The sequence below is a fragment of the Serratia sp. CoH_122_TC_1 genome (assembly GCF_058191755.1).
In genome coordinates this window covers 189775-208246 of record NZ_JBXWLA010000011.1, presented here as the reverse complement: position 1 = coordinate 208246, position 18472 = coordinate 189775, and the positions used below count along the sequence as shown (strand labels likewise).

The following is an 18472-nucleotide window of genomic DNA, read 5'->3' as shown; positions in this document are numbered from 1 at the left end:
GACACTTCTTTCAGCACCGCCCACCAACACAACTCCGGCAGACTTAGCTGGTGGTCTTCACCAAACATGAAATGAGAACGGGCACGGTAGACTACCCAGTCCGCCACGTTCTGCGCAGCGATGGCATCCAGCTCCGGCAACGTTTGTTCCCGCAAGCGGTGCTCATGGTGCCAGCACAGGCGGACTGGGCGGCCGTCATAGTTCAGGATGTCCATATTATGGTGGTGGTAATCTTCGCCGGCGGTCCACTGGCATTCTGTGCCTCGCTTCAACCATGCACTCAATGCATCAACTCCACCAGCAGCGTTGATAACCCGATCATGTTGGAAGAAAGAGGACAACCGCAGGTCGGCCGCCAGGCTCTGTTCTACTGCTGGTAGCAGGCCGGAAGGCAGAGGTTTTAACTCGTCCGACTCACTGGCGATCAGCAGCCGCGCACGGCCACTGAAATAATGCAGCAATTCACTGCCTGGGCGCAGCAACACCACGCCCAGTTCACGCTGCAGGTAAGGGGTAAGTAACATCCTCATAATCCACTGACCGCCTTAGCGGAATGCGCAATACGCGCCGCGGCCGTTGTCAGATGGTCAGGATCCAGCTCAATACCGATAAATCCCATACCTTCGAGTAACGCGGCTTTACCAGTGGACCCTGACCCCATAAACGGATCCAGCACGACACCACCGGCAGGGGTGATCAACCGGCAAAGGTAACGCATCAGTTCTACAGGCTTCACCGTTGGATGGTTATTCCTGGCACCACCAGTACGCCCGGCACCCGCGCGAGGGTCATTCAGGCCAGCACTGCCCTCCTTTCTTCCGCCGGTCATATCACTGGCCGTGTACGGTACAAAGCGCTCCATCCCTTCATCTCGCTCAGATTTACTGACCTTTGCACAATAGAAGAATCTCGCAGCACTACCCTGATCACCATGGTGGTAACTGGCAACCCGATCAATCATGCCGCCAAACTTCACAGGGCCGCTGAAACCATTGGTTGTTGGTTCGGTTCCTTTCACTGGCGCCCGGGCACCGGCATTTTGCGGAAACTCGGTGATCACCTCTTCGCTGCCATCGTGAATAATGTTGGCTGGCCAGCGCCCCAACTGATCAGGCTGCCATTCACCTTCTTCTGGCGCCTTGTCCTCACGCACATGCGACAGCAGGCCACCAGCGCCACCTGTTAAAGATTCCTCTGTTGGAATCCGGCAAAGATCGATATTTAATGCACCAGTGCCAAACTGGACAACATTACCCTCTACCGTGCCTACCAGTGGCTTACGGGCCATTACGATCGGCTCATGCGCGGGTTTTAAGGCGGTACCCTTCCCCTGGTTATCACCGGTGAGGTTTTTCGACTTCGGGAAGCCGCTGCCATAAATCCACATCAGTTGATCGCGGATCTCAAAGCCGGCATCTTCGATGTTAACCACCAGGCGGTGATAAGTCCGTGCCCCACCGAATGCCAGCAAGTGGCCACCTGGCTTAAGCACACGAAGGCATTCAGCCCACTGGTCAACAGTCGGTACCTGGTAATCCCATTTATGACCCATGAAGCTCAGTCCATACGGCGGATCAGTGACAATGGAATCAACAGAGTTATCAGCCATACCGCAGAGAACATCCTCACAGCGGCCTACATTGAGTTGATAAATCACAGGATCCCCCTTTGCTGTTCAGCGGCTGCCAGCAGCTTGATTAAGCGATAACGCGCCTCGATGTTGAATTGGGTCAGGACGCGCACCCAGTTGCGTTCCCGGGCGATACGGAGCAGATCCTGATCATCAGCCCAATGCCCGCGCAAATACCGTAATGACCACCAGCGGCGAACCTGTTGCAGCACGGCCACCAGCGGAAATACGGTGACGCCTAAAATTTGATGTGTTGCTGGTTTCATGCTGCTTTACCTCCATTCAGGCGTTGAGCACAGTCAGCCCAGATACGGTTCCACGTGGACAGGCAATAATCAGCATTGCGGATTGCCCGGACACCGGCTTTGCTCGCTTCTCCACGAACCAACAGCTCGAGTGCACTCGGGTGTTTAAGTTGTAGTTTTCTTCCAAGGAAACGTAGGAATGCCGCATCACGTTCGGTGTGATCGACGGGTTCCGCCGATTCGCCAGGTTTCAGCCACTTGCCGTTAACGCACGGAGGGCGGCCCGATTTATCCCACTTGCTGGCACTCAGCAGGTAACCCTCAAACTTGCTTGGCTGGTAAAGCGTTGCCGGGCGCAGGTATTCCGCCATGTCTGCCATGCTGCCCCAGTGAACCTGTTTGTAATCGGCCACCAGGCAAAGTTCTGCCACGCTATGCTGTTCACGCAGCCGGGCTCGGATATTCTCCAGCGTGCCCTTGGCTGGCTGGTAACGTGAGCCAGTGACCTGATTCAGGTGTTTGAGAACTTGTTTAGCCTGATCAGTAATTTCAATTTCTGGGTCGGTCTGCGCAGCAGGCTGACAAAGGGTTTTACTATCTGATGGATCTTGTTTTGAATTTACTGACGGATCCCCCCCAGATTCTGACGGGTCAAAAGTCCCATTTTTGCCAGATTCTGACCCGTCGGATTTTGAAGTGTCAGTTTTTGACGCATCAGATTTTGAGGTGTCAGATTCTGGAGGGTGATAATTTGCAGCGGCACGAAGCTGAGCCACATTCAACTGGTACATGTTGGAAGCGTTGCGGTTGCCTTTCCTACGCTGCTGACGAGTGATCCAGCCATCCTTTTCCAGCTTTGCCAGTGCAGTGCGTACGGTGCTTTCACCGGCGCCGATCTGGCGGGCAATAGTCCCTACAGACGGCCAACACAGCCCTTCATCAGAGGAAAAGTCGGCCAGACGCGCCATGATGGCAACCATGGACAACTTCATACCTGCCGCCGCGCAGCCATCCCACACGTATGCGGTTAGTTTTGTACTCATAATTCAAACCTGATAAATCGTGACCGGAAAATAATCATCGCCGTGGTGATCGCCCATTCTTGCCCTACCGGGCTGCATGTAACCGTCTCACGCTCCGGATCCGTGCTGTGCACCAGTACCACTGAGTGATTGCGGTCGCGGTAATGGTAGCCAGCCTGAATAGGTAAGTTCGCCATATCAGCCCACCATCAGCTCAGAGGCGTAGCGCTCAGCGATCCATTGGATGCCGCGCGGCGTCACGCGTGTTTGCGTATAGGCATGGCCTGAATGGTCGGAGGTGCCCGTTTTTACGGTAAGCAGCCCCTCTCGCTGACGTTGCGAATGCGGAAGGAGGTTATTGGACTGTCGGAACAGCACCCGATCGCGGATCAGCGCTTCAATCATCGCCTTCTCTGGCATGTTCAGGATTTTGGCTGTCTCACGCAGGCTCTTGGCACCGCTGGCGTCGACGTAGTGATCGACAAAGGCCACTTTCGGCGCGTCGGCCTGCACCTTCTGCTCTAGGGCGGCTTTCTGTTCGGCCATATCGGCGGCCAGACGCAACGCTTCAGGCAGTGATTGAGGTACCGACGGGCTCCGCCCTTCTTCCAGTTCCTGCCAGCGGTCAACCACAGCGGCAGTGAATTGAGGGGAAAGCCGGGCAACTAGCACCAAAGAATCACGCTTATTGAAACGGTACTCGGTGTAAGTGTTCCCATTGTGGACAAATTCGAACTCAGCCAACGGCTGGGTTAAAAGATGAGCTGCATGGAGACGTTCTGCCGAGCGCTTCACATCTGAATGGTTGCTCTGAACCAAAGCGGCGATCTCGCGGCTGCTCATGGTTGGCAATACGGAGTTAGTTAGCTGGTTCATACACCCTCCTGCTTCCGGGCCAGCCAGTGACCGCTATCTACCACCCAGCGCGCAAACTGGTAGTTGCTGGCAATCCACCGACCCATTACATTTACTTCATACCGGAACGGCGACGCAGATTTACCGCCAGTCATTGCACGGCAGCGGATTTGCGGCACCATTGAATTTCTGGTTAAATTGCTCATGCGATTATTTCTCCACACACTGATTTACTCGCACCCCGACGCCCAGCGGCTGCAACCTCTGGGCGTCAACCTTTCTGGCATTTGGCTTTTTTGCCAAACAGCGCCAGCACAGCCCTAACCTCTGCATCACGCGCCTGCAGATGCTTTGTGTGATAGCGCATAATCTGGGCAGCTTCTTTTTCATCAATGACTCCATCTGCAAGAGACTCCTGAATGATCTGATCCACATGGCCACGGTGCGCGGCGGTGCGGATGCTTTTGCTGAACAATTCCACCTGGTCCAATTCTTCCAGGGCCGGGATCTCCACCACCAGCAAACCGCGGCGCCGGGCGAAATATTCGGTTAGCAGGTTGGTACCGGAAATATCTTCCATTGCTTCCAACTCCCCGATCTCGAAGAAGCGGCAGCCGTTCTTCTCGTACAGGTTGTTGTTAAAAGCCGTCTCAGACATGCCCAGAGCGCCGGCCATCGCCGATCGGCCACCAGCTACCGCCTTACACATGCCCTTCACTACATCTTTCAAATTTGGCTCTACCATGTTGTTTTTCCTTTGGTAGTTACATTTATGGAGCTACAGAGATATTCTTTGCCGGTGGTTTAAATTTGTTTTGAAAATGGCTGGATTTATAAATGTCTGGCCGAAGTTTATGAGGATGAATTCCTGTTTTTTCCGCCCACTTAAGGGCCTTGGCTACAGGTACCTCACGCTTTCCATTAACCACATCACCCAAAGCTTTCTCGTAGGCAGTAGTTTCACCCAAGAGCACACAAAGCTCTTTGAGAGTCAGTTTCTTCTCTTGCTTGAATTTCATTAAAGGGGTCATACGGGCTTCTCATGGTCGCAATTCTCGGAGTTAGTATCCGCATTAATTCTTCAATAGTCAACAGAATGGAATTCCGCGATGTGCGACCATGTTAGAAAGTAACCAGATAGGTAATTTATTTATGCATTGGTACGAACGAGCCAGAGATTTAGCCGCTCAACAGAAGATTTCACATGAAGCTATTGCTGAAAGAATTGGTAGAGGGAGATCAACGGTAAGTGGTTGGCTAAGCGGAGATAGAGAACCAAAGCTTGATGAGATCAGCATGCTCGCCAAGGCTCTTGGGGTTACTTCCCGGTGGTTACTCTTCGGTGAACCAGAAGATTTTAAACCAGCACCCCATATTTCTAACAAAGACGAAGCTTTGGTCCCGATATGGAATAAAGACGGGCAGACAGATGAGACAATAACAGTGCCTGGTGATGTAGGGTTAAACAATCGCGCATATCTTATTGAAAAAGATAGCGGTTGTGAGGTAGCACCTGCGGGAACTACCGTCATAGTTAACGCCAAAATAGCACCCGTTTCGAAAGATTTTGTTGCTGCAAAAGTTCAAAATGAAATTTCAGTATTCAAATACTTAGAAGTCGCTGGAAAAAAATTTCTCGGTGTCGATGATCAGCGAGTTCCTTTAATAGAAATTGGGGCAGGCGTTGAAATGATCGGCGTTGTAGTTTTCTTAAGCCGAAGAATGCGTAACTGATTATCAGCCTGCGGAGGTTCTTCTTCGCGGGCTACCCTCTCGTATACCCCACCACTAACTCGCCTGAGTTCAAACATCCCCATAAGCACCCCTGCAAACCAATAACGCACCCATAAGTTATTGATTAAATGTATTCAAAATAATTTATACTGTATATTTATACACTTGTTTTTTGGCATTTACAAATAATTTGGCTCTTTCGCTTGCTCCGCAAATCGCGACAGTCTATAGTTTCCTCATAACGCGACCTCTTCAAATTAGAGAGTCATACTCAGCAAGCAGTTTCTTACCCAGCCAAAGAGGAATTCACATGTTCGGTATTTTCAAGAAGAAAGCCCGCAAAGCAGTTGTTGAAGTCAAGAAAATGGAAAACCGCGATGCCGTTGAGGCAACCGTATGGGGCGCCTACTCGATCGCCTATGCCGATGGCACCTGTGACGCGAAAGAAATTTCGGTGTTGGAGAAAACCATCAGCGCCCTGCCAGCTTTCGCCCCGTTCGCCGGTGAGATTGCCCAGATGAGCAGCAATATCCGTGCTCGTTATGAAGCGTCACCGCGCAGTGCAAACGCTCAGGCTCTGCGTGAGTTGGAAGATGTGGCTGGCACCCCTGATGCCGTCGACGTCCTGTGTCTGTGCCTGGATGTCGCCGATAACGATGGCATCGGTGATGAAGAAGAAAAGCAGCTGAAGAAAATTGCTCAGGCCCTGCAGCTGTCTCTGGATCAGTACCTGTGATTACCAAATTGCGGTGGGTTGGCATCGGCCTGCTGTTATTTCTGGTCGTTGCTGTCGACTTCACCAGCCGTCTGATGTCGATGGTAGCTGATGGGGTGCTGGTTGCGGGGATAATGGCCATAGCCTGGCCAATGTTGAAAACCAAAAAGTAATACCGCGCCCTACGGGGCGCAACGAGGCAATCATGAGCGCCAAAGGTTGGAAGGCAGTGGTCTATAGCATTGTGGCTTGCATCCCGTTCTGGTTGGTTGTTGGTTTTTGTGTAGTGGTGTACGTCGCCGGGTGACCGGCGCACAACGGCATGCTCACTCGCCCTTTCCCTCAGTTCTGGGAGCGGTGGAGGATCCTAACTCATGAGTGAGCATACCGTTGTGGATCTGGCTGGTGGACTTCGGGGCGTTGTCCGCCGGCCACCACAACCATGTTAGTGCTGTGTGTAGTCTTTGGCGGCCACGCCGAGCTTCTACCCCTCGGAGGTGAAGATAATGTTCGTAGGCTGGCCGCCCTTTTTACACATCAGGTAGCGCACTGGGCAGATCACTTTTTCTATTTGCACAGTATAAAAACCCTGTACCGGTGCGCTACCTGGTGTGTGGAGAAAACCGCGGCGATCGCCGCTTCGTGTGAGGAGTATTCAATGAGTGATGACCGCAAGACCAACGTGCCGGACTTTCTGGGCGAACTGGATGCCGGTGTGTTTATGAATAAAATCTCAGCAGCTTTAAACGCTACTGCGCTGGGTGTTCTTAATAATGGCGGCAAGGGAAAACTCGTTATTACCCTTGACCTTGACCGCTTAAGCAATTCTGTCGAAGAGAAACGTGTCGGTATTAAGCATCAGCTTAAATTTGTTACCCCTACCCCGCGCGGGAAAGTTTCAGAAGAAGATACCACCGAAACACCAATGTACGTTGGCAAAGGTGGCAAGCTGACAATTCTGCAAGAAGACCAAGGTCAGCTATTTACTGTTGACGGAAAGACTGACGGTAAATTACGCGTCGCTCAGTAATAACGCCACACTTTCATTAACACAGTCATTTTATTAATAGATAGGATTATATTTATGTCTCAATTAGACGGTTCTGCCATCGAGCAAATTAAAAATCTCACTCTTGCAGCATCATTACTCAAGAATTTGGAACTGACCGATTGTCCTGTAGCTGTATTACCGAATGATGTCGATCTCCACAACCTGGAGGGGTTCAACGCAAACCGCTTCCGCTTCCGTGGAAACATGACCACTACCAGTATTGAAGACTTCGTTAAATACTCTTCAGACTACGCTGGCGCCGGCGTCCGCTGTTTCATCGACGCGGATCGCATGCAGGCTGAAACCATCTTCAATCTGGGCACTCTGGATAACCCAGGCCATGCCGACAACAAAGCGGCAATTACCCTGAAGAAAACAGCGCCATTCACTGGCCTGCTGGAGATCAACGGCCGCAAACAGGGCCAGAAAGAACTGGCTGAATGGCTGGAAGATAACCGTGATTTCCTGCTGGCCTTTGATGCTGACGGCACTGTGCTGGATATCAAGCAGGCTGTTGGCGCCGTTCGCCGCATCACCATTGAGTCAATCTCAACCTCCGATCATGAAGAGAACGATTTCAGTGGCAAACGCTCGCTGATGGAAAGCGTTGAAGCCAAGAGTAAAGACGTTATGCCGGCGGCCTTCGAATTCAAATGCGTACCTTATGAAGGCCTGGGCGAACGCCCCTTCAAATTGCGCTACAGCATTATCACCAGTGATAAGCCGATCTTAGTGCTGCGAATTGTTCAGTTGGAAACAGCGGAGGAAGAAATTGCCGCCGAATTCCGCGACCTACTGATCAGCAAGTTCGATGGCGTTGAAGTCGAATCCTTCATCGGTAAATTTAAAGCTTAATTAAACCTCAGTAATACAGCCTCAAATACCCCAGTAATGGGGTATTTGGTGAAGTGTTGCCTAAAACTGTGTGGAGAAATATTTATGTCGTGGATTAAAACATTCACCGGAAAGCGTTTTGATTATAAAAACCCTACCAAAGAAAGTATTTGCATTGAGGATACAGCACAAGCCTTGTCCCATGAATGCCGATTTGCTGGGCACTTACCTGAATTTTATAGCGTCGCCCAACATTGCGTTTTAGTGAGTAAAATCGTACCGGAAGAATATGCATTAGAGGCATTATTACATGATGCTCATGAGGCCTATTGCAAAGATATTCCGTCTCCACTGAAAGCACTTATCCCAGATTATCGCGGCATCGAAAATAGTATCGATTTTGTGATCCGCCAAAAATTCGATCTGCCTGCAACCATTAGCCCTATCGTCAAACTCGCTGACCTCATTTTGTTGGCCACCGAACGCCGGGATCTGGAACTGGACGACGGCACCCCATGGCCAATGCTCGACGGTATCCAGCCATCGGAAGATATCCTGGTATCCCCCGTTAACCCAATTCAGGCCCGCACAATGTTCATGCTGCGATTCCACCAGCTGACCGCCGAGAGGACTGCGTGATGTTCGGCCTGTTCCTGCTCGTCTGCTACACGTACCAGCCGTGCGAATTCGTGTCGCAAGGCTGGGTGTATCCAGATCAAAGCAACTGCCTGGCAGATATCCACCAGCAACAGTTACCACCGCAGTATGAATGCCTGCCGGTTGACGGAGTAATCCCGGCGCGGCGCCAGGAGGACAAGTAGCATGACAGACAATGCCAAACACTTCGACCATTTCAAAGTCGAAGGACCAGCCATAAAAGCACTGATTGAGAGCTTTGACGCCATCGGCGCCAAGCGCATAGCCATAACCAATGCGCTGCAGGACGAGTTCGGTGCGATCGCCCACACCACCTCTTCCGGATTCGGCGATAAAGGAAGCCGCGTCGTCAACCTGGTGTGGGATGCCGAGTACACATTCCCGTGCGAAACCACCATCAGGCGGCGTGACTATTTCAACGGTGCCCCTGTCGTCTTTGCCCGCGGCAAAGGCAATACCAAAGAAGGCCGCGCGTTCAATAAGAAATTGGATGTGGCGATCGCCAAAGCCAACCGCGCGCTGGCGGACCTGCCACCTTGGCAGGCGTTCATCATCGACCATTACGGCATCATGCGCACCGGATTCGGTACCGGCACAGCCAAAGGTATTCCCATGCTCAGTACCTACGGCGGCCGCTGCCCCGGGCGTGATGACTGCCTGCTGTTCGCCATCCCCAATACGAAATCGCGCGACGGCGAGGTTGGGCACGGCGACGTGATCATTCCTGTTGAATTCCAGAAGCTTACCTATGGCCAGTTTTACGACCTCACACATACCGCTGATGCGGAAGACGATGATGAGGCACCGCATGGCTAAGCCAATCAACTGCGACCACATCACGGATGAGTATATCGAGCAAGCTTTCGACGGCACCAACTTTGGCCTGGTTAACAAGCGGAAAATGTTAGAGCAAGGGTGCCTTAAGGCTGCGTGTGACTCATGGTCTGGCCACACCCTCTCTACCATCATGGTGGAAATCGGCTTCACGAAGAAACTGCACGGGAAATTAACCAAACTCGGCAAACGCTTCCTGATGGATGCGTTCTATCAACCAAAACAATCGGGCTAAAGCCCTGAAGGAAACAGCATGAGCAAAACACTGAATTTTTATGGCGCCAGCGATGACCTGTTTGAGGTTGAAGGCGCGATCCGAGAAGAGATCGGTTGCTTCAACGAACTGGGGATTTATCACCTGAAATCGTCTGAAGGTGAAGTATTGGTGATCGCCACCTATACCGATGATGGCTGCTGGGCAATTGGCCTGGGGCAGGCAGAGAAAGGAAAACCAGTCCCAGCATGGCCGGTGTCATTCACCATGCATGAGCGCGGTTACAGCGTCCAGTTGACCATAGATGTGCCGGACGATACGCAGTTGGTTATGGCTGATGAGGGTGACGACTGATGAGCATACGATTAAATCAAATCAGCCTTATCGCGGCGATCTCTACAGAAATCGACCGGCAGCACCCAGGGAACGGAGTTGAGGCACGCTGGTTCAACGCCATCACTGAAGCGGCAAACAGTATCTGCGCCGAATTCGCCAAGCCGGTAGTTAAGACATCGGAAGGCATGGGCCTGTCCGCGTGGCTGGCCAGCGATGATACCGGCGCGAGTAGCCTCTATATGGCGTCCATCCTTACTGGCCAATTCATCGCGGAAAACCATTACCCACGCGATCCAGCAGACTTTGGCCGCTGCCTGCGCCTGGTCGAAGCGGTGCCGGAGCTGGAAAGTAAAATTCGTGACATGTCACAGCACGGTAAAGAATGGGCCGTGGTGGCTGCAAACTGGGATGAATGGGCTGAGTTGTATCGCCTGGATGAAGGTGAGCGCCTGTATTGTCTGATGAAACTTAGCTATGAGGCAGGTGAAGGACAATGAACAACCTGATGATTGACCTGGAAACCATGGGCAACAAGCCCAAAGCGCCAATCGTGGCGATCGGTGCTGTGTTCTTCGACCCCGCCACCGGTGAACTGAGCCAATTGCAATTCTATACCGCGGTGAATCTTGCCAGTGAGCTGGCCGCCGGCGCCGTTCCCGATGGCGACACCATTAACTGGTGGTTGATGCAAAGCAGCGAGGCCCGGGCGGCGATCACCAATGACCAGGCGAAGCTAATAGCTGATGCCCTCAATGCCCTCTCCAGTTTTGTTGCTCTCAGTTGCGAGCAGCCGAAGTACCTGAAGGTCTGGGGCAACGGTGCCGCCTTCGATAATGTCATCCTGCGTGGGGCATATGAGCGTTGCGGCGTGGCGCCATGCTGGAACTGGTATAACGATTTGGACGTGCGCACTATGGTGAGTCTCGGTCGGCAGATAGGCTTTGACCCGAAACGTGATCTGCCATTCGACGGCGAACGCCATAACGCTTTGGCTGATGCCATTCACCAGGCACGGTATGTTTCAGCAATCCACCAGCGATTACTGGCCCCCCATCAGCAACCGTCCGAACTGTAATTTTTACCGGCCCGTTGCAGCGGGCCTCTATAGTGTGGAGAGAAACCATGGCAAATGAAGACAAATTGATGCGCGCCAGCAAATGGCTAAAGCGTGAATTTGAAGAGGGCTCAATCCCTGATAAACGCACCGTTAAGCGTTGGATTGAGCACGGACAACTTCGAGGAAGGGTAATAGACGGTATGTCGTGGGTTTATTCATCAGAGCGTTGGGGAGTTCAATCCGAAGTTTCCCACGCCGTTAATCAACTGATCAGGGAGTCGTAGTGGCTGCCCGCCCGCGCCGACGGGAAAATCGGCATCTTCCTGATTTACTCTATTTTGATACGGCGACGGGCGTTTATCGCTTCACTCTTGTAACCGGGAAGCGTAAATCACTCGGTAGTGATCGTGCTATGGCGATTGCTATCGCGCGTGAATATAACAACAGGATGCGCCCTGAAACGGTAGTATCTATCGACTCGCTGATCCGGGAATCTGGCGGAATTCAAGGTGAGGCATTGCCATTCGCTGAGCATGTCGACCGCATTATGGCCCGCGCGATAGAAGACGAGCAACCGTCCGAGAGCACCCGGGATGACTGGAATAACGATGCGACCCGTGTGAAAGAGTTTTTCGACAAGATCCCGGCATGCGATATCGAGCTGGAACACGTCAACGCGTATATAAAAGAATACCACGCTGACTCATCTGCAAACGTGCAAAACCGTAAAGTCAGTTTTCTGAAGAAGCTGTTCAGCTATGCGGTCGATGAATCTCTGATGCTGGATAACCCAGCCACCCGGAAGAAAATGCGCAGGGTTGAAGAGAAGAAAAGACAGCGTTTGTCATTCGACAATTTTATGGCCATTCGCAGAGCTGCAGCACCATGGTTAAGAACGGCCATGGATTTAGCATTACAGACAACCCATGCTCGGCTTGAGGTTTCACGGATCCGGTATTCTATCCGGGAACCTAAAAACGGCGTTTGCGGTTGCGTATGGTTGGACCAACCGTTAAATGGCATTCACGGTACCCTCTATATACACCGCCAGAAAGTGCAGAAAAAAGAGGCCTCGCATGTAGCGATTCCGATCGGGGATGAGTTGAAGCGAATTATTGACGACAGTCGGGACAATGTGGCCAGCCCGTACATAGTACACCGCATTCCAGAACGTAACGTAAAACGCAGCAAAGAAGTCGCGCATCCTACCCAGGTAGCACCTGACTATCTTAGCCGTTCATTTTCAAAGCTGCGGGATCAGCTTGGGTTATCCGATCATTTAGAAATGGAAGAGCGCCCAACGTTCCACGAGATCCGGGCATTAGCCGCACACTTGTTCGATAACCAAGGGATAGATCCGCAGGGGCGCATGGCTCACAGCGATGCAAAATCTACGAAAATTTATACACAGAACCATATCGATTGGGTTGTCGTTCCTCATGGTGAGATTTTAATTGCATAAAAAAAGGCACCAAAAGGTGCCTTTAGATTGATCCTTGCTTAGCAGCGAACTAAGAAAGCCCAAGCCTCGTAGCCATAATCATGCGCATCAAGGACTTTTGCGGATTTTCCACGAACCTTGCGGTAGCGGCAGAATACCCAGCGGAATCCCTTAGGAGCCGCCTTTGAAACAATTGACTTCAAACCCATTCATAAACACCTCCTTACCGAGAGAGATTTTTTCCTTGAACCTACTCGACCGAAGTGTTATTTTCGGGCTGCTTATTGAGAAGTTCATGGTGCGATGCCTCTTGGTATCATCGCCTGGTTAAACCCTGATGGTTGGCGCCGTCAGGGTTTTTACTTTTTTAAAAACTGCTTTTGATAATCTGCTGCATGTGCAGACACTCCACACGCTTCAGCTATTTCTTCTACGGACATGCCACGTAACAATCCTGCATGACTATAGGGTACGAGCAACTCTCCGCTAAAGCATTTAGCTTGCCATTCACTGCTTTCAAATGCACGAATCTCCACTCCTGGTTCTGCCCGTGCAAAAGCAATATTTTTATGCATTAGCAGATGTCCAATTTCATGAGCAACCGTCATACGATCGCGACCGTTACCAGCATGGGCTCCCTCATACACATCCTCGCGAAGAATGATTAGCGAGTCCTGAGGCATCGTAAGCCCATGAGTTCCACCCATTTCCTTTTCAGAAGCTGTTTCAAACGAAAAGTTAGGTAAGATCTGCGGTAGCGCGAACTCCAGCATTTCAATTACGGGAAAATACAAGTCATGTATCTTCAGCATCGAGCGTAATTTGTTTGTCAAACCACGCACCGCGTCGCGGCTTAAAGGTGGCACTCGATAATCTTGTCCGCTCAAACAGAGCCTCCTACTTATTGTTTTTTAGTTAACAATTCACGTAGACGTTTAAACTCATCATCATTTAGCTCATCAAAATTGCGTGCGAATGCCATCGCTACTTCACGAGCATTGTGATTCTTACCCGAAAGATTAATCTCAACAGATTGTTGAGAATCGCGTGCTGCTTTCGTTAACTCATCTCCTGCATGAACACCCTCATTAGTGAAATAACTAATGATACTTTTCAATACAGGATCAGTAACAGCACGTTTTCCTGTTTCAATTGCTGAGAGGTAAGACGAGGTCACGCCCATAGCATCAGCCATGCTTTTCAGCGTGACACCGACATCTATACGTAATTTCCTAACTTTCTTACCAAACGGCGTTAACATATTTTTGCCTCTCTAATGTGCGTAAGAGTCAGGTACAACACGACTCTGACTGTAAGGTAACAAACGAAAGATGATAAATCAACTGATTTTTGTTGATTTTCACATCCAATGCTAGTTAACCAAGTTGACTGATGATAGTTCATTTTCTTCTTACTGACTTACCAGAATATGCTGAAAGGAAGGTGGTAAATCCCCCTCCTAACTTATTGATGTGTATAGGCCGACCTATGCGAAAAATGCACTGTTTGTATGAACAGTCAAAACAGAGGAGAGTCAGTCGTGGCGGGGCTTTCAGCGGTTTAGTGTCGGTGTCATGGGGTGTCGGGGGTCGGAGGTTCGAATCCTCTCATGCCGACCAAAAATCCTTAGAAAAACCAACCCGTTGTGGTTGGTTTTTTTATATCAACGAACATTTCAAATTGTCCTTCTATACTAAATATCTACAAAAAGTTCACCTGCACGCAGATAACAATAATGAAGTACTGTTCCACGAGGCTCAGCAATGCAACCTGCTAAAAAATGGTCACAGGAGTTGGAGGGGCTGCGTGGTCTAGCTTCCTTCTGGGTTGTTTTGGGCCATATTTGTATTTTAACCAGTTTCCATTTTCCTATCCTTTCGGATCCAGCAATCGGCGTCGATTTGTTTATTTTGCTCTCTGGGTACTTGATGGCAAAAAATTATGTGGAGCGTAAAGAGAAGGAACCATGGACTGCAACGACTACCTTCAAAAAATTTTGGCTGCGCCGCTTCTTTCGTATCGCACCGCTTTACTACGTGCTCCTGATTGTAACCATTGGGTTTGGCAACTATTTTGGTGAAGCACGCGATGTTATCGGTCATTTTTACAGCGAAACTCAAACAAACAGCTCGCGTTACAGTGACTCTTCCTTCTTAAACGTATTCACTCACCTTACGTTTTTGTTTGGTTTTCTGCCAAGTTTCTCCTTTAATACCGTGCTACCTGATTGGAGCATCGGCCTGGAAATGCAGTTTTATTTCCTATTCCCCTTCATTATGTTAGCCGTAATGAAGCTGGGCTTTGTCCGAGCCTGTTTCGCGGTCATTGTTCTTTGCGCGCTCGCCAAATACCTAATCCCGAACTACTTTGCAACTTTTCCAATGCCCTCAATGATACTGATTAAGTTACATTTGTTCATTGCCGGCATGTTTATAGCTGAAGCCATACGCAGAAAAAGCATGTGGTTTGTTATTTTTGCGCTAGTTGCAGCTTTCGGCAGTATATATATGCCAAATGATGTGAATAAGTATCACTTGATTGCCCAGAACGGCATGATTTTAATGATGGCGGCCATTCTTTGGCCTCGACACGAAGGGAGTACATGGAAAAACATGCTACGCCTCCCTCGCTGGATGCTAACGAACAAAGTCAGCGTTTACATGGGGGATGTTTCCTACTCCGTGTACTTGTTGCATTTGTTAATCGTACTTCCAGTCGTCGCCTTCCTGCTGTCAAATACTCAATTTTCTGGGTTATCTCCCTTCATGAGATTTATTGCCGCCTCAGCGATTATCATCCCTCTGACTTATGGGATAGCGGCTCTACTGTATAGGTTTATCGAAAAACCAGGTATCAAACTGGGTAAACATGTGATTAGTCGCAGTGAGGCAAAAAATTCTAGTCCTGTTGTAACGAACTAATCAAGGAAGATAAGTCTATACCCAGCGACCCGGCATTTTCTTGCCGGGTTTTTCTTTATTATTCCCAAGCTTGGCTTGTCCGGGCCAACAACACTCATTGTGACAAAACCAGAAAACAAAAAACCCCAGCAATCTTTAAGATTACTGGGGTTCGTAGACGTGTTAAACGTCTGTACTGCTTATATGGTGCCGGCTACCGGAGTCGAACTGGTGACCTACTGATTACAAGTCAGTTGCTCTACCTACTGAGCTAAGCCGGCTAAATTTGGCGGAAGGACAGAGATTCGAACTCTGGGAGCTGTTACACTCGACGGTTTTCAAGACCGTTGCCTTAAACCACTCGGCCATCCTTCCAATGGGCGCAGATATTAGCGCTACCGTTATGAAATGTCTATCGTTTCATTCAAAAAAATGCAGGAAAAAGTGCGTTTGGTTAAACTTCGCACCATCAGTGGTTAAAAAATGAAAAACCCCGCATAAACGGGGCTCAATTACTCAACAACACTCAGATTATTTAGGCTGGGAGTCATAGTCTGAACAGGTCTGATACCCTTTGTTCATTACATGGCCCGTGTCGTTGTAGCTGACAAAATAGGTCTGCACCTTGCCGTCACGCGGTGCCACAGCATAAGTATCGCAAGTGCCCTGCGCATGAACCAGGGTAGCCGTGGTTGACGGTGGGCCCGCAATGGCCCGAACTTGCTGCTTGGTCATCCCTACTTTTACGTCGCTGACCACCGGCTCATCAACATAACTGGCGGCACGGTCATACGCAGTACAGCCAGCCAGGATGGAAAATGCCGCCGCTGTGCAAACGGCTAAAACCAGCTTCTTCGTCATAGCTTGTCCTCTTAGAGTGCATTTATTGTCCCCTAACTCTAGAAGAAGAAAGGCTTTTCGACAAATTTCGCTTTATCTCTCGGTGCGCTTTTCCCATTCGTTTGTGGATAACGCAGCAGGTGACTCCCTAAAACCGCCCGTCAGCTAACGGCGATCGGCCGCCCTTATCGTCCTGGCGTCACGGCCCCCTCAACTGCAGGATTTACATTTCCTTTTGTTGTTTTTGCAACTGCGCCTCAAAGGCTTTTTGTGATTCTTTCACATAGCGTTGCAACCCCTGACTGTCGACGAAAGCGTCCAAATCACCGGCCCGCAGACGTGCCATTTTATTTTCCAGATCGAAACGCGTTCCCTTATTGGCGATAAAAATATCCGCCTGCTGTTTGGCAAGCCGGGCAAAGCTACAGCGGATATCCTGCACCAGGTCGGGGTAATTTTTATTGTCGATCAAATAGTAATCCGGCGTTGCCAGGCTGTCGGCATACACCAGCCGGTAGTTTTTCTCCCCTTGCCGCAGCGTGGCCAACCACGAGGTCGCCCCTGGCAGATGGCCTGGCGTCATCAAGGCTGTTAACGTCAAACCGCCCAATGTAATGCTGTCGCCGTCACCGACGATGATATCGGCCTTCACGGGGGGGAAGCTCAACGCATCGCCGAGAGCAAAATCGTGTTTTCCTCCCAGCGCCAGCTGTTTGGCATTTGCGGCACTGGCAACCACTTTCGCCCCACTCCATGCCTTCAACCGCGCGATGCCCCCCGCCTGATCAAGGCGCGCATGGCTGTTGAGGATATAGCGTAGATCCTTAATGTCGAAACCCAGCGCCTCAATGTGCGCCCTTATCGTAGGCGCACTGGCATCTAATGCAGCGTCGATCAAAATCAGCCCTTCAGGGGTACTCAACAATACGGACGAAAGATTGCGGGTACCGACGTAATAAACATGCGGGAACATTTGAAATGGCGCCACCGGCTGCGCCCACTCGTCAAACAAGGTATACGGCGGTGCGCTGGAAAGCGGCTGTGCAGGATTGAGTTGTGCCTGCACGTTGAAACACAACGTGACAGTCATGGTGGCCAAATAACCCAAGTTCTTTTTCATATTCCAATTCTATGGAGGTAAACGGGGCTGAAGTATACTCAGAGCAATATTGAGGCGTATTCAATTTATAAGGCCATTAATGAATATCCTACAAATGGACATGAACCTGCTGAAAGTGCTCTATCTTTTGACCATCACGGGCTCCAGCCAAAAAACGGCAGATAAGCTGGGTATCAGCACCTCAGCGGTCAGCCACGCGTTAGCCCGCCTGCGCGAAGTGCTGGATGAACCGTTATTCCGCAGAGAGGGCCACACTCAAGTACCAACCCTGTTTGCCCTGTCGCTGAAAGAAAAGCTGACGCCGCTCTTCTCTTCACTGGACAATGAACTGTTCGGCCATGTGCAGGACACGCCACGACACTTCACGTTGGTCGCCCCGCCCGCACTGTACCCGATTTTACTGCCGCTTTTAGCGCAGAAAAGTACGCTCGCCAATGCAGCTATCCGCTGCCAGAATTTTGAGCGCCGTTCATGGCGCAACGAACTGCTGGAAGGCAGTATCGATATGGTCATCGCGGTCGGCGATCATCAACAACGCACCAGCGCACTACGGTATGAACTTATTGGCAGTACGCGTCTGGTGGCGGTATTCGGGCCGCCTTTGCATCAGGCGTTACAGCACAAGAGTGGGTTGAGATTCAGCGAATTAGCGGACTATGCGCACTATTACTGCCACCCGTGGCCACAAGAAGAAAATGAGCTGGACCGCCAGCTAAAACGGCAGGGGCTGCAGCGTAGAATTCAGCTCAGCTGCGCCGATTATGCTCAATTACCCCCAGTGCTGCGGACGGCCCCTTTAATGGCTGTCGTTCCACAACCTTGGTTCAGTGCCCAACCGGATAAACAGGGACTGCGAACCCTCCCCATTCAGGACAATCTGGCAGTGGGCCATCTGTTCTCGCATTATCGCCAGGGTGAAATAGAGTGGAAAAAAAGGCTTATATCCACTCTTCATACAGAACTACGGCCCTACTATCAGTAACAAGG

28 protein-coding genes, 2 tRNA genes and 1 pseudogene are annotated in these 18472 nt (G+C 50.6%); 16 read left to right on the top strand and 15 right to left on the bottom strand.

The annotated features are described in order from the left end of the window. From AC2FC2_RS16050 to AC2FC2_RS16010, 9 genes and pseudogenes are all read right to left on the bottom strand, one after another. A pseudogene (locus AC2FC2_RS16050) lies at positions 1–524 on the bottom strand (DUF968 domain-containing protein); the annotation flags it as partial. A 2-nt stretch (positions 525–526) separates the two neighbouring features. Then, positions 527–1657 carry a DNA methyltransferase gene (locus AC2FC2_RS16045; RefSeq protein WP_490659525.1) on the bottom strand — a complete coding sequence of 377 codons (1131 nt, stop codon included), beginning with the start codon at positions 1655–1657 and terminating at the stop codon, positions 527–529. After that, positions 1654–1896 carry a hypothetical protein gene (locus AC2FC2_RS16040; protein WP_490659524.1) on the bottom strand — a complete coding sequence of 81 codons (243 nt, stop codon included), beginning with the start codon at positions 1894–1896 and terminating at the stop codon, positions 1654–1656. Before AC2FC2_RS16040 ends, AC2FC2_RS16045 begins: the two co-directional genes overlap by 4 nt. Then, positions 1893–2918 carry a conserved phage C-terminal domain-containing protein gene (locus AC2FC2_RS16035; protein ID WP_490659523.1) on the bottom strand — a complete coding sequence of 342 codons (1026 nt, stop codon included), beginning with the start codon at positions 2916–2918 and terminating at the stop codon, positions 1893–1895. The genes AC2FC2_RS16040 and AC2FC2_RS16035 overlap by 4 nt, the downstream gene beginning before the upstream one ends. Further along, positions 2915–3094 carry a DUF4222 domain-containing protein gene (locus AC2FC2_RS16030; protein ID WP_490659522.1) on the bottom strand — a complete coding sequence of 60 codons (180 nt, stop codon included), beginning with the start codon at positions 3092–3094 and terminating at the stop codon, positions 2915–2917. The genes AC2FC2_RS16035 and AC2FC2_RS16030 overlap by 4 nt, the downstream gene beginning before the upstream one ends. 1 nt (position 3095) lies before the next feature. Beyond that, positions 3096–3773 carry a phage antirepressor KilAC domain-containing protein gene (locus AC2FC2_RS16025; RefSeq protein ID WP_490659521.1) on the bottom strand — a complete coding sequence of 226 codons (678 nt, stop codon included), beginning with the start codon at positions 3771–3773 and terminating at the stop codon, positions 3096–3098. Next, the gene (locus AC2FC2_RS16020) at positions 3770–3958 is read right to left on the bottom strand and encodes a hypothetical protein (protein WP_490659520.1); all 189 of its coding nucleotides are present in this window, start codon (positions 3956–3958) and stop codon (positions 3770–3772) included. Before AC2FC2_RS16020 ends, AC2FC2_RS16025 begins: the two co-directional genes overlap by 4 nt. Positions 3959–4023: 65 nt before the next feature. Further along, on the bottom strand, positions 4024–4497 hold the full coding sequence (locus tag AC2FC2_RS16015) for a YmfL family putative regulatory protein (protein ID WP_314591628.1): 474 nt from the start codon (positions 4495–4497) through the stop codon (positions 4024–4026). 25 nt (positions 4498–4522) lie between these two features. Continuing rightward, a complete protein-coding gene (locus AC2FC2_RS16010; RefSeq protein ID WP_490659519.1) occupies positions 4523–4783 on the bottom strand; it encodes a hypothetical protein in 261 nt (86 codons plus the stop codon). A gap of 88 nt (positions 4784–4871) precedes the next feature. On the opposite strand from AC2FC2_RS16010, the gene AC2FC2_RS16005 reads away from it, so the two are divergent. The 14 genes from AC2FC2_RS16005 (at position 4872) to AC2FC2_RS15940 (ending at position 12646) form a co-directional block, all read left to right on the top strand. After that, a complete protein-coding gene (locus AC2FC2_RS16005) occupies positions 4872–5486 on the top strand; it encodes a LexA family transcriptional regulator (RefSeq protein ID WP_490659518.1) in 615 nt (204 codons plus the stop codon). Between the two features lie 310 nt (positions 5487–5796). Further along, positions 5797–6222, top strand: coding sequence for a tellurite resistance TerB family protein (locus AC2FC2_RS16000; protein ID WP_013813838.1), 426 nt, complete (start codon positions 5797–5799; stop codon positions 6220–6222). Next, the gene (locus tag AC2FC2_RS15995) at positions 6219–6374 is read left to right on the top strand and encodes a DUF3927 family protein (RefSeq protein ID WP_041416246.1); all 156 of its coding nucleotides are present in this window, start codon (positions 6219–6221) and stop codon (positions 6372–6374) included. The genes AC2FC2_RS16000 and AC2FC2_RS15995 overlap by 4 nt, the downstream gene beginning before the upstream one ends. A 485-nt stretch (positions 6375–6859) precedes the next feature. Beyond that, positions 6860–7231, top strand: a complete 372-nt coding sequence (locus AC2FC2_RS15990) for a YfdP family phage-associated protein (RefSeq protein WP_142815983.1) — start codon at positions 6860–6862, stop codon at positions 7229–7231. 54 nt (positions 7232–7285) lie between these two features. After that, positions 7286–8107, top strand: a complete 822-nt coding sequence (locus AC2FC2_RS15985) for a YfdQ family protein (RefSeq protein ID WP_440505588.1) — start codon at positions 7286–7288, stop codon at positions 8105–8107. 84 nt (positions 8108–8191) lie between these two features. Further along, complete coding sequence (locus AC2FC2_RS15980; RefSeq protein ID WP_490659517.1) at positions 8192–8725, top strand: HD family hydrolase; 534 nt, start codon at positions 8192–8194, stop codon at positions 8723–8725. Beyond that, positions 8725–8907 (top strand): DUF1482 family protein, encoded by a 183-nt coding sequence (locus tag AC2FC2_RS15975; RefSeq protein WP_490659516.1) that lies wholly within the window; start codon positions 8725–8727, stop codon positions 8905–8907. Before AC2FC2_RS15980 ends, AC2FC2_RS15975 begins: the two co-directional genes overlap by 1 nt. A 1-nt stretch (position 8908) precedes the next feature. After that, positions 8909–9559 (top strand): Eac protein, encoded by a 651-nt coding sequence (locus tag AC2FC2_RS15970; RefSeq protein ID WP_490659515.1) that lies wholly within the window; start codon positions 8909–8911, stop codon positions 9557–9559. Continuing rightward, positions 9552–9812: a hypothetical protein gene (locus AC2FC2_RS15965; RefSeq protein ID WP_490659514.1), complete on the top strand. Its 261-nt coding sequence runs from the start codon at positions 9552–9554 to the stop codon at positions 9810–9812. The genes AC2FC2_RS15970 and AC2FC2_RS15965 overlap by 8 nt, the downstream gene beginning before the upstream one ends. An 18-nt stretch (positions 9813–9830) precedes the next feature. Beyond that, positions 9831–10145 carry a hypothetical protein gene (locus AC2FC2_RS15960; protein ID WP_490659513.1) on the top strand — a complete coding sequence of 105 codons (315 nt, stop codon included), beginning with the start codon at positions 9831–9833 and terminating at the stop codon, positions 10143–10145. Next, positions 10145–10624, top strand: coding sequence for a hypothetical protein (locus AC2FC2_RS15955; RefSeq protein ID WP_490659512.1), 480 nt, complete (start codon positions 10145–10147; stop codon positions 10622–10624). Before AC2FC2_RS15960 ends, AC2FC2_RS15955 begins: the two co-directional genes overlap by 1 nt. Beyond that, positions 10621–11202 (top strand): 3'-5' exonuclease, encoded by a 582-nt coding sequence (locus tag AC2FC2_RS15950; RefSeq protein WP_490659511.1) that lies wholly within the window; start codon positions 10621–10623, stop codon positions 11200–11202. The genes AC2FC2_RS15955 and AC2FC2_RS15950 overlap by 4 nt, the downstream gene beginning before the upstream one ends. A gap of 47 nt (positions 11203–11249) precedes the next feature. Beyond that, positions 11250–11468, top strand: a complete 219-nt coding sequence (locus tag AC2FC2_RS15945) for a hypothetical protein (protein ID WP_013813848.1) — start codon at positions 11250–11252, stop codon at positions 11466–11468. Continuing rightward, a complete protein-coding gene (locus tag AC2FC2_RS15940; RefSeq protein WP_490659510.1) occupies positions 11468–12646 on the top strand; it encodes a phage integrase Arm DNA-binding domain-containing protein in 1179 nt (392 codons plus the stop codon). The genes AC2FC2_RS15945 and AC2FC2_RS15940 overlap by 1 nt, the downstream gene beginning before the upstream one ends. A 338-nt stretch (positions 12647–12984) precedes the next feature. Here AC2FC2_RS15940 and AC2FC2_RS15935 read toward each other — a convergent pair whose 3' ends face one another. After that, a complete protein-coding gene (locus AC2FC2_RS15935) occupies positions 12985–13512 on the bottom strand; it encodes an ImmA/IrrE family metallo-endopeptidase (RefSeq protein WP_262034065.1) in 528 nt (175 codons plus the stop codon). A gap of 14 nt (positions 13513–13526) precedes the next feature. Then, positions 13527–13886, bottom strand: coding sequence for a helix-turn-helix domain-containing protein (locus AC2FC2_RS15930; RefSeq protein ID WP_262034064.1), 360 nt, complete (start codon positions 13884–13886; stop codon positions 13527–13529). Between the two features lie 502 nt (positions 13887–14388). Here AC2FC2_RS15930 and AC2FC2_RS15925 point away from each other — a divergent pair. Beyond that, positions 14389–15546, top strand: a complete 1158-nt coding sequence (locus AC2FC2_RS15925) for an acyltransferase family protein (protein WP_490659509.1) — start codon at positions 14389–14391, stop codon at positions 15544–15546. 184 nt (positions 15547–15730) lie between these two features. Here the strand turns inward: AC2FC2_RS15925 and AC2FC2_RS15920 are convergent. The 4 genes from AC2FC2_RS15920 to blaSPR form a co-directional block, all read right to left on the bottom strand. Beyond that, positions 15731–15806 (bottom strand) — tRNA-Thr (locus AC2FC2_RS15920). Positions 15807–15812: 6 nt separating this feature from the next. Next, a tRNA-Ser gene (locus AC2FC2_RS15915) sits at positions 15813–15900 on the bottom strand. 156 nt (positions 15901–16056) lie between these two features. After that, complete coding sequence (osmE, locus tag AC2FC2_RS15910) at positions 16057–16386, bottom strand: osmotically-inducible lipoprotein OsmE (protein WP_037420878.1); 330 nt, start codon at positions 16384–16386, stop codon at positions 16057–16059. A 202-nt stretch (positions 16387–16588) separates the two neighbouring features. Next, on the bottom strand, positions 16589–17485 hold the full coding sequence (blaSPR, locus tag AC2FC2_RS15905; protein WP_490659508.1) for an SPR family subclass B3 metallo-beta-lactamase: 897 nt from the start codon (positions 17483–17485) through the stop codon (positions 16589–16591). Between the two features lie 79 nt (positions 17486–17564). On the opposite strand from blaSPR, the gene AC2FC2_RS15900 reads away from it, so the two are divergent. Next, the gene (locus AC2FC2_RS15900) at positions 17565–18467 is read left to right on the top strand and encodes a LysR substrate-binding domain-containing protein (protein ID WP_490659507.1); all 903 of its coding nucleotides are present in this window, start codon (positions 17565–17567) and stop codon (positions 18465–18467) included. The last annotated feature ends 5 nt before the right edge of the window (positions 18468–18472 follow it).

Bases quoted from the DNA above. Each gene is read 5' to 3' on its own strand.
- AC2FC2_RS16025 (WP_490659521.1), bottom strand. From the start codon at position 3,773: ATGAACCAGCTAACTAACTCCGTATTGCCAACCATGAGCAGCCGCGAG.
- AC2FC2_RS15900 (WP_490659507.1), top strand. From the start codon at position 17,565: ATGAATATCCTACAAATGGACATGAACCTGCTGAAAGTGCTCTATCTT.
- AC2FC2_RS15960 (WP_490659513.1), top strand. From the start codon at position 9,831: ATGAGCAAAACACTGAATTTTTATGGCGCCAGCGATGACCTGTTTGAG.
- AC2FC2_RS16010 (WP_490659519.1), bottom strand. From the start codon at position 4,783: ATGACCCCTTTAATGAAATTCAAGCAAGAGAAGAAACTGACTCTCAAA.
- AC2FC2_RS16035 (WP_490659523.1), bottom strand. From the start codon at position 2,918: ATGAGTACAAAACTAACCGCATACGTGTGGGATGGCTGCGCGGCGGCA.
- AC2FC2_RS15990 (WP_142815983.1), top strand. From the start codon at position 6,860: ATGAGTGATGACCGCAAGACCAACGTGCCGGACTTTCTGGGCGAACTG.
- AC2FC2_RS15980 (WP_490659517.1), top strand. From the start codon at position 8,192: ATGTCGTGGATTAAAACATTCACCGGAAAGCGTTTTGATTATAAAAAC.
- AC2FC2_RS16000 (WP_013813838.1), top strand. From the start codon at position 5,797: ATGTTCGGTATTTTCAAGAAGAAAGCCCGCAAAGCAGTTGTTGAAGTC.
- AC2FC2_RS15930 (WP_262034064.1), bottom strand. From the start codon at position 13,886: ATGTTAACGCCGTTTGGTAAGAAAGTTAGGAAATTACGTATAGATGTC.
- AC2FC2_RS16015 (WP_314591628.1), bottom strand. From the start codon at position 4,497: ATGGTAGAGCCAAATTTGAAAGATGTAGTGAAGGGCATGTGTAAGGCG.
- AC2FC2_RS16020 (WP_490659520.1), bottom strand. From the start codon at position 3,958: ATGAGCAATTTAACCAGAAATTCAATGGTGCCGCAAATCCGCTGCCGT.
- AC2FC2_RS15945 (WP_013813848.1), top strand. From the start codon at position 11,250: ATGGCAAATGAAGACAAATTGATGCGCGCCAGCAAATGGCTAAAGCGT.
- AC2FC2_RS15985 (WP_440505588.1), top strand. From the start codon at position 7,286: ATGTCTCAATTAGACGGTTCTGCCATCGAGCAAATTAAAAATCTCACT.
- blaSPR (WP_490659508.1), bottom strand. From the start codon at position 17,485: ATGAAAAAGAACTTGGGTTATTTGGCCACCATGACTGTCACGTTGTGT.
- osmE (WP_037420878.1), bottom strand. From the start codon at position 16,386: ATGACGAAGAAGCTGGTTTTAGCCGTTTGCACAGCGGCGGCATTTTCC.
- AC2FC2_RS15955 (WP_490659512.1), top strand. From the start codon at position 10,145: ATGAGCATACGATTAAATCAAATCAGCCTTATCGCGGCGATCTCTACA.
- AC2FC2_RS15975 (WP_490659516.1), top strand. From the start codon at position 8,725: ATGTTCGGCCTGTTCCTGCTCGTCTGCTACACGTACCAGCCGTGCGAA.
- AC2FC2_RS15965 (WP_490659514.1), top strand. From the start codon at position 9,552: ATGGCTAAGCCAATCAACTGCGACCACATCACGGATGAGTATATCGAG.
- AC2FC2_RS16040 (WP_490659524.1), bottom strand. From the start codon at position 1,896: ATGAAACCAGCAACACATCAAATTTTAGGCGTCACCGTATTTCCGCTG.
- AC2FC2_RS15970 (WP_490659515.1), top strand. From the start codon at position 8,909: ATGACAGACAATGCCAAACACTTCGACCATTTCAAAGTCGAAGGACCA.
- AC2FC2_RS15950 (WP_490659511.1), top strand. From the start codon at position 10,621: ATGAACAACCTGATGATTGACCTGGAAACCATGGGCAACAAGCCCAAA.
- AC2FC2_RS15925 (WP_490659509.1), top strand. From the start codon at position 14,389: ATGCAACCTGCTAAAAAATGGTCACAGGAGTTGGAGGGGCTGCGTGGT.
- AC2FC2_RS16005 (WP_490659518.1), top strand. From the start codon at position 4,872: ATGTTAGAAAGTAACCAGATAGGTAATTTATTTATGCATTGGTACGAA.
- AC2FC2_RS16030 (WP_490659522.1), bottom strand. From the start codon at position 3,094: ATGGCGAACTTACCTATTCAGGCTGGCTACCATTACCGCGACCGCAAT.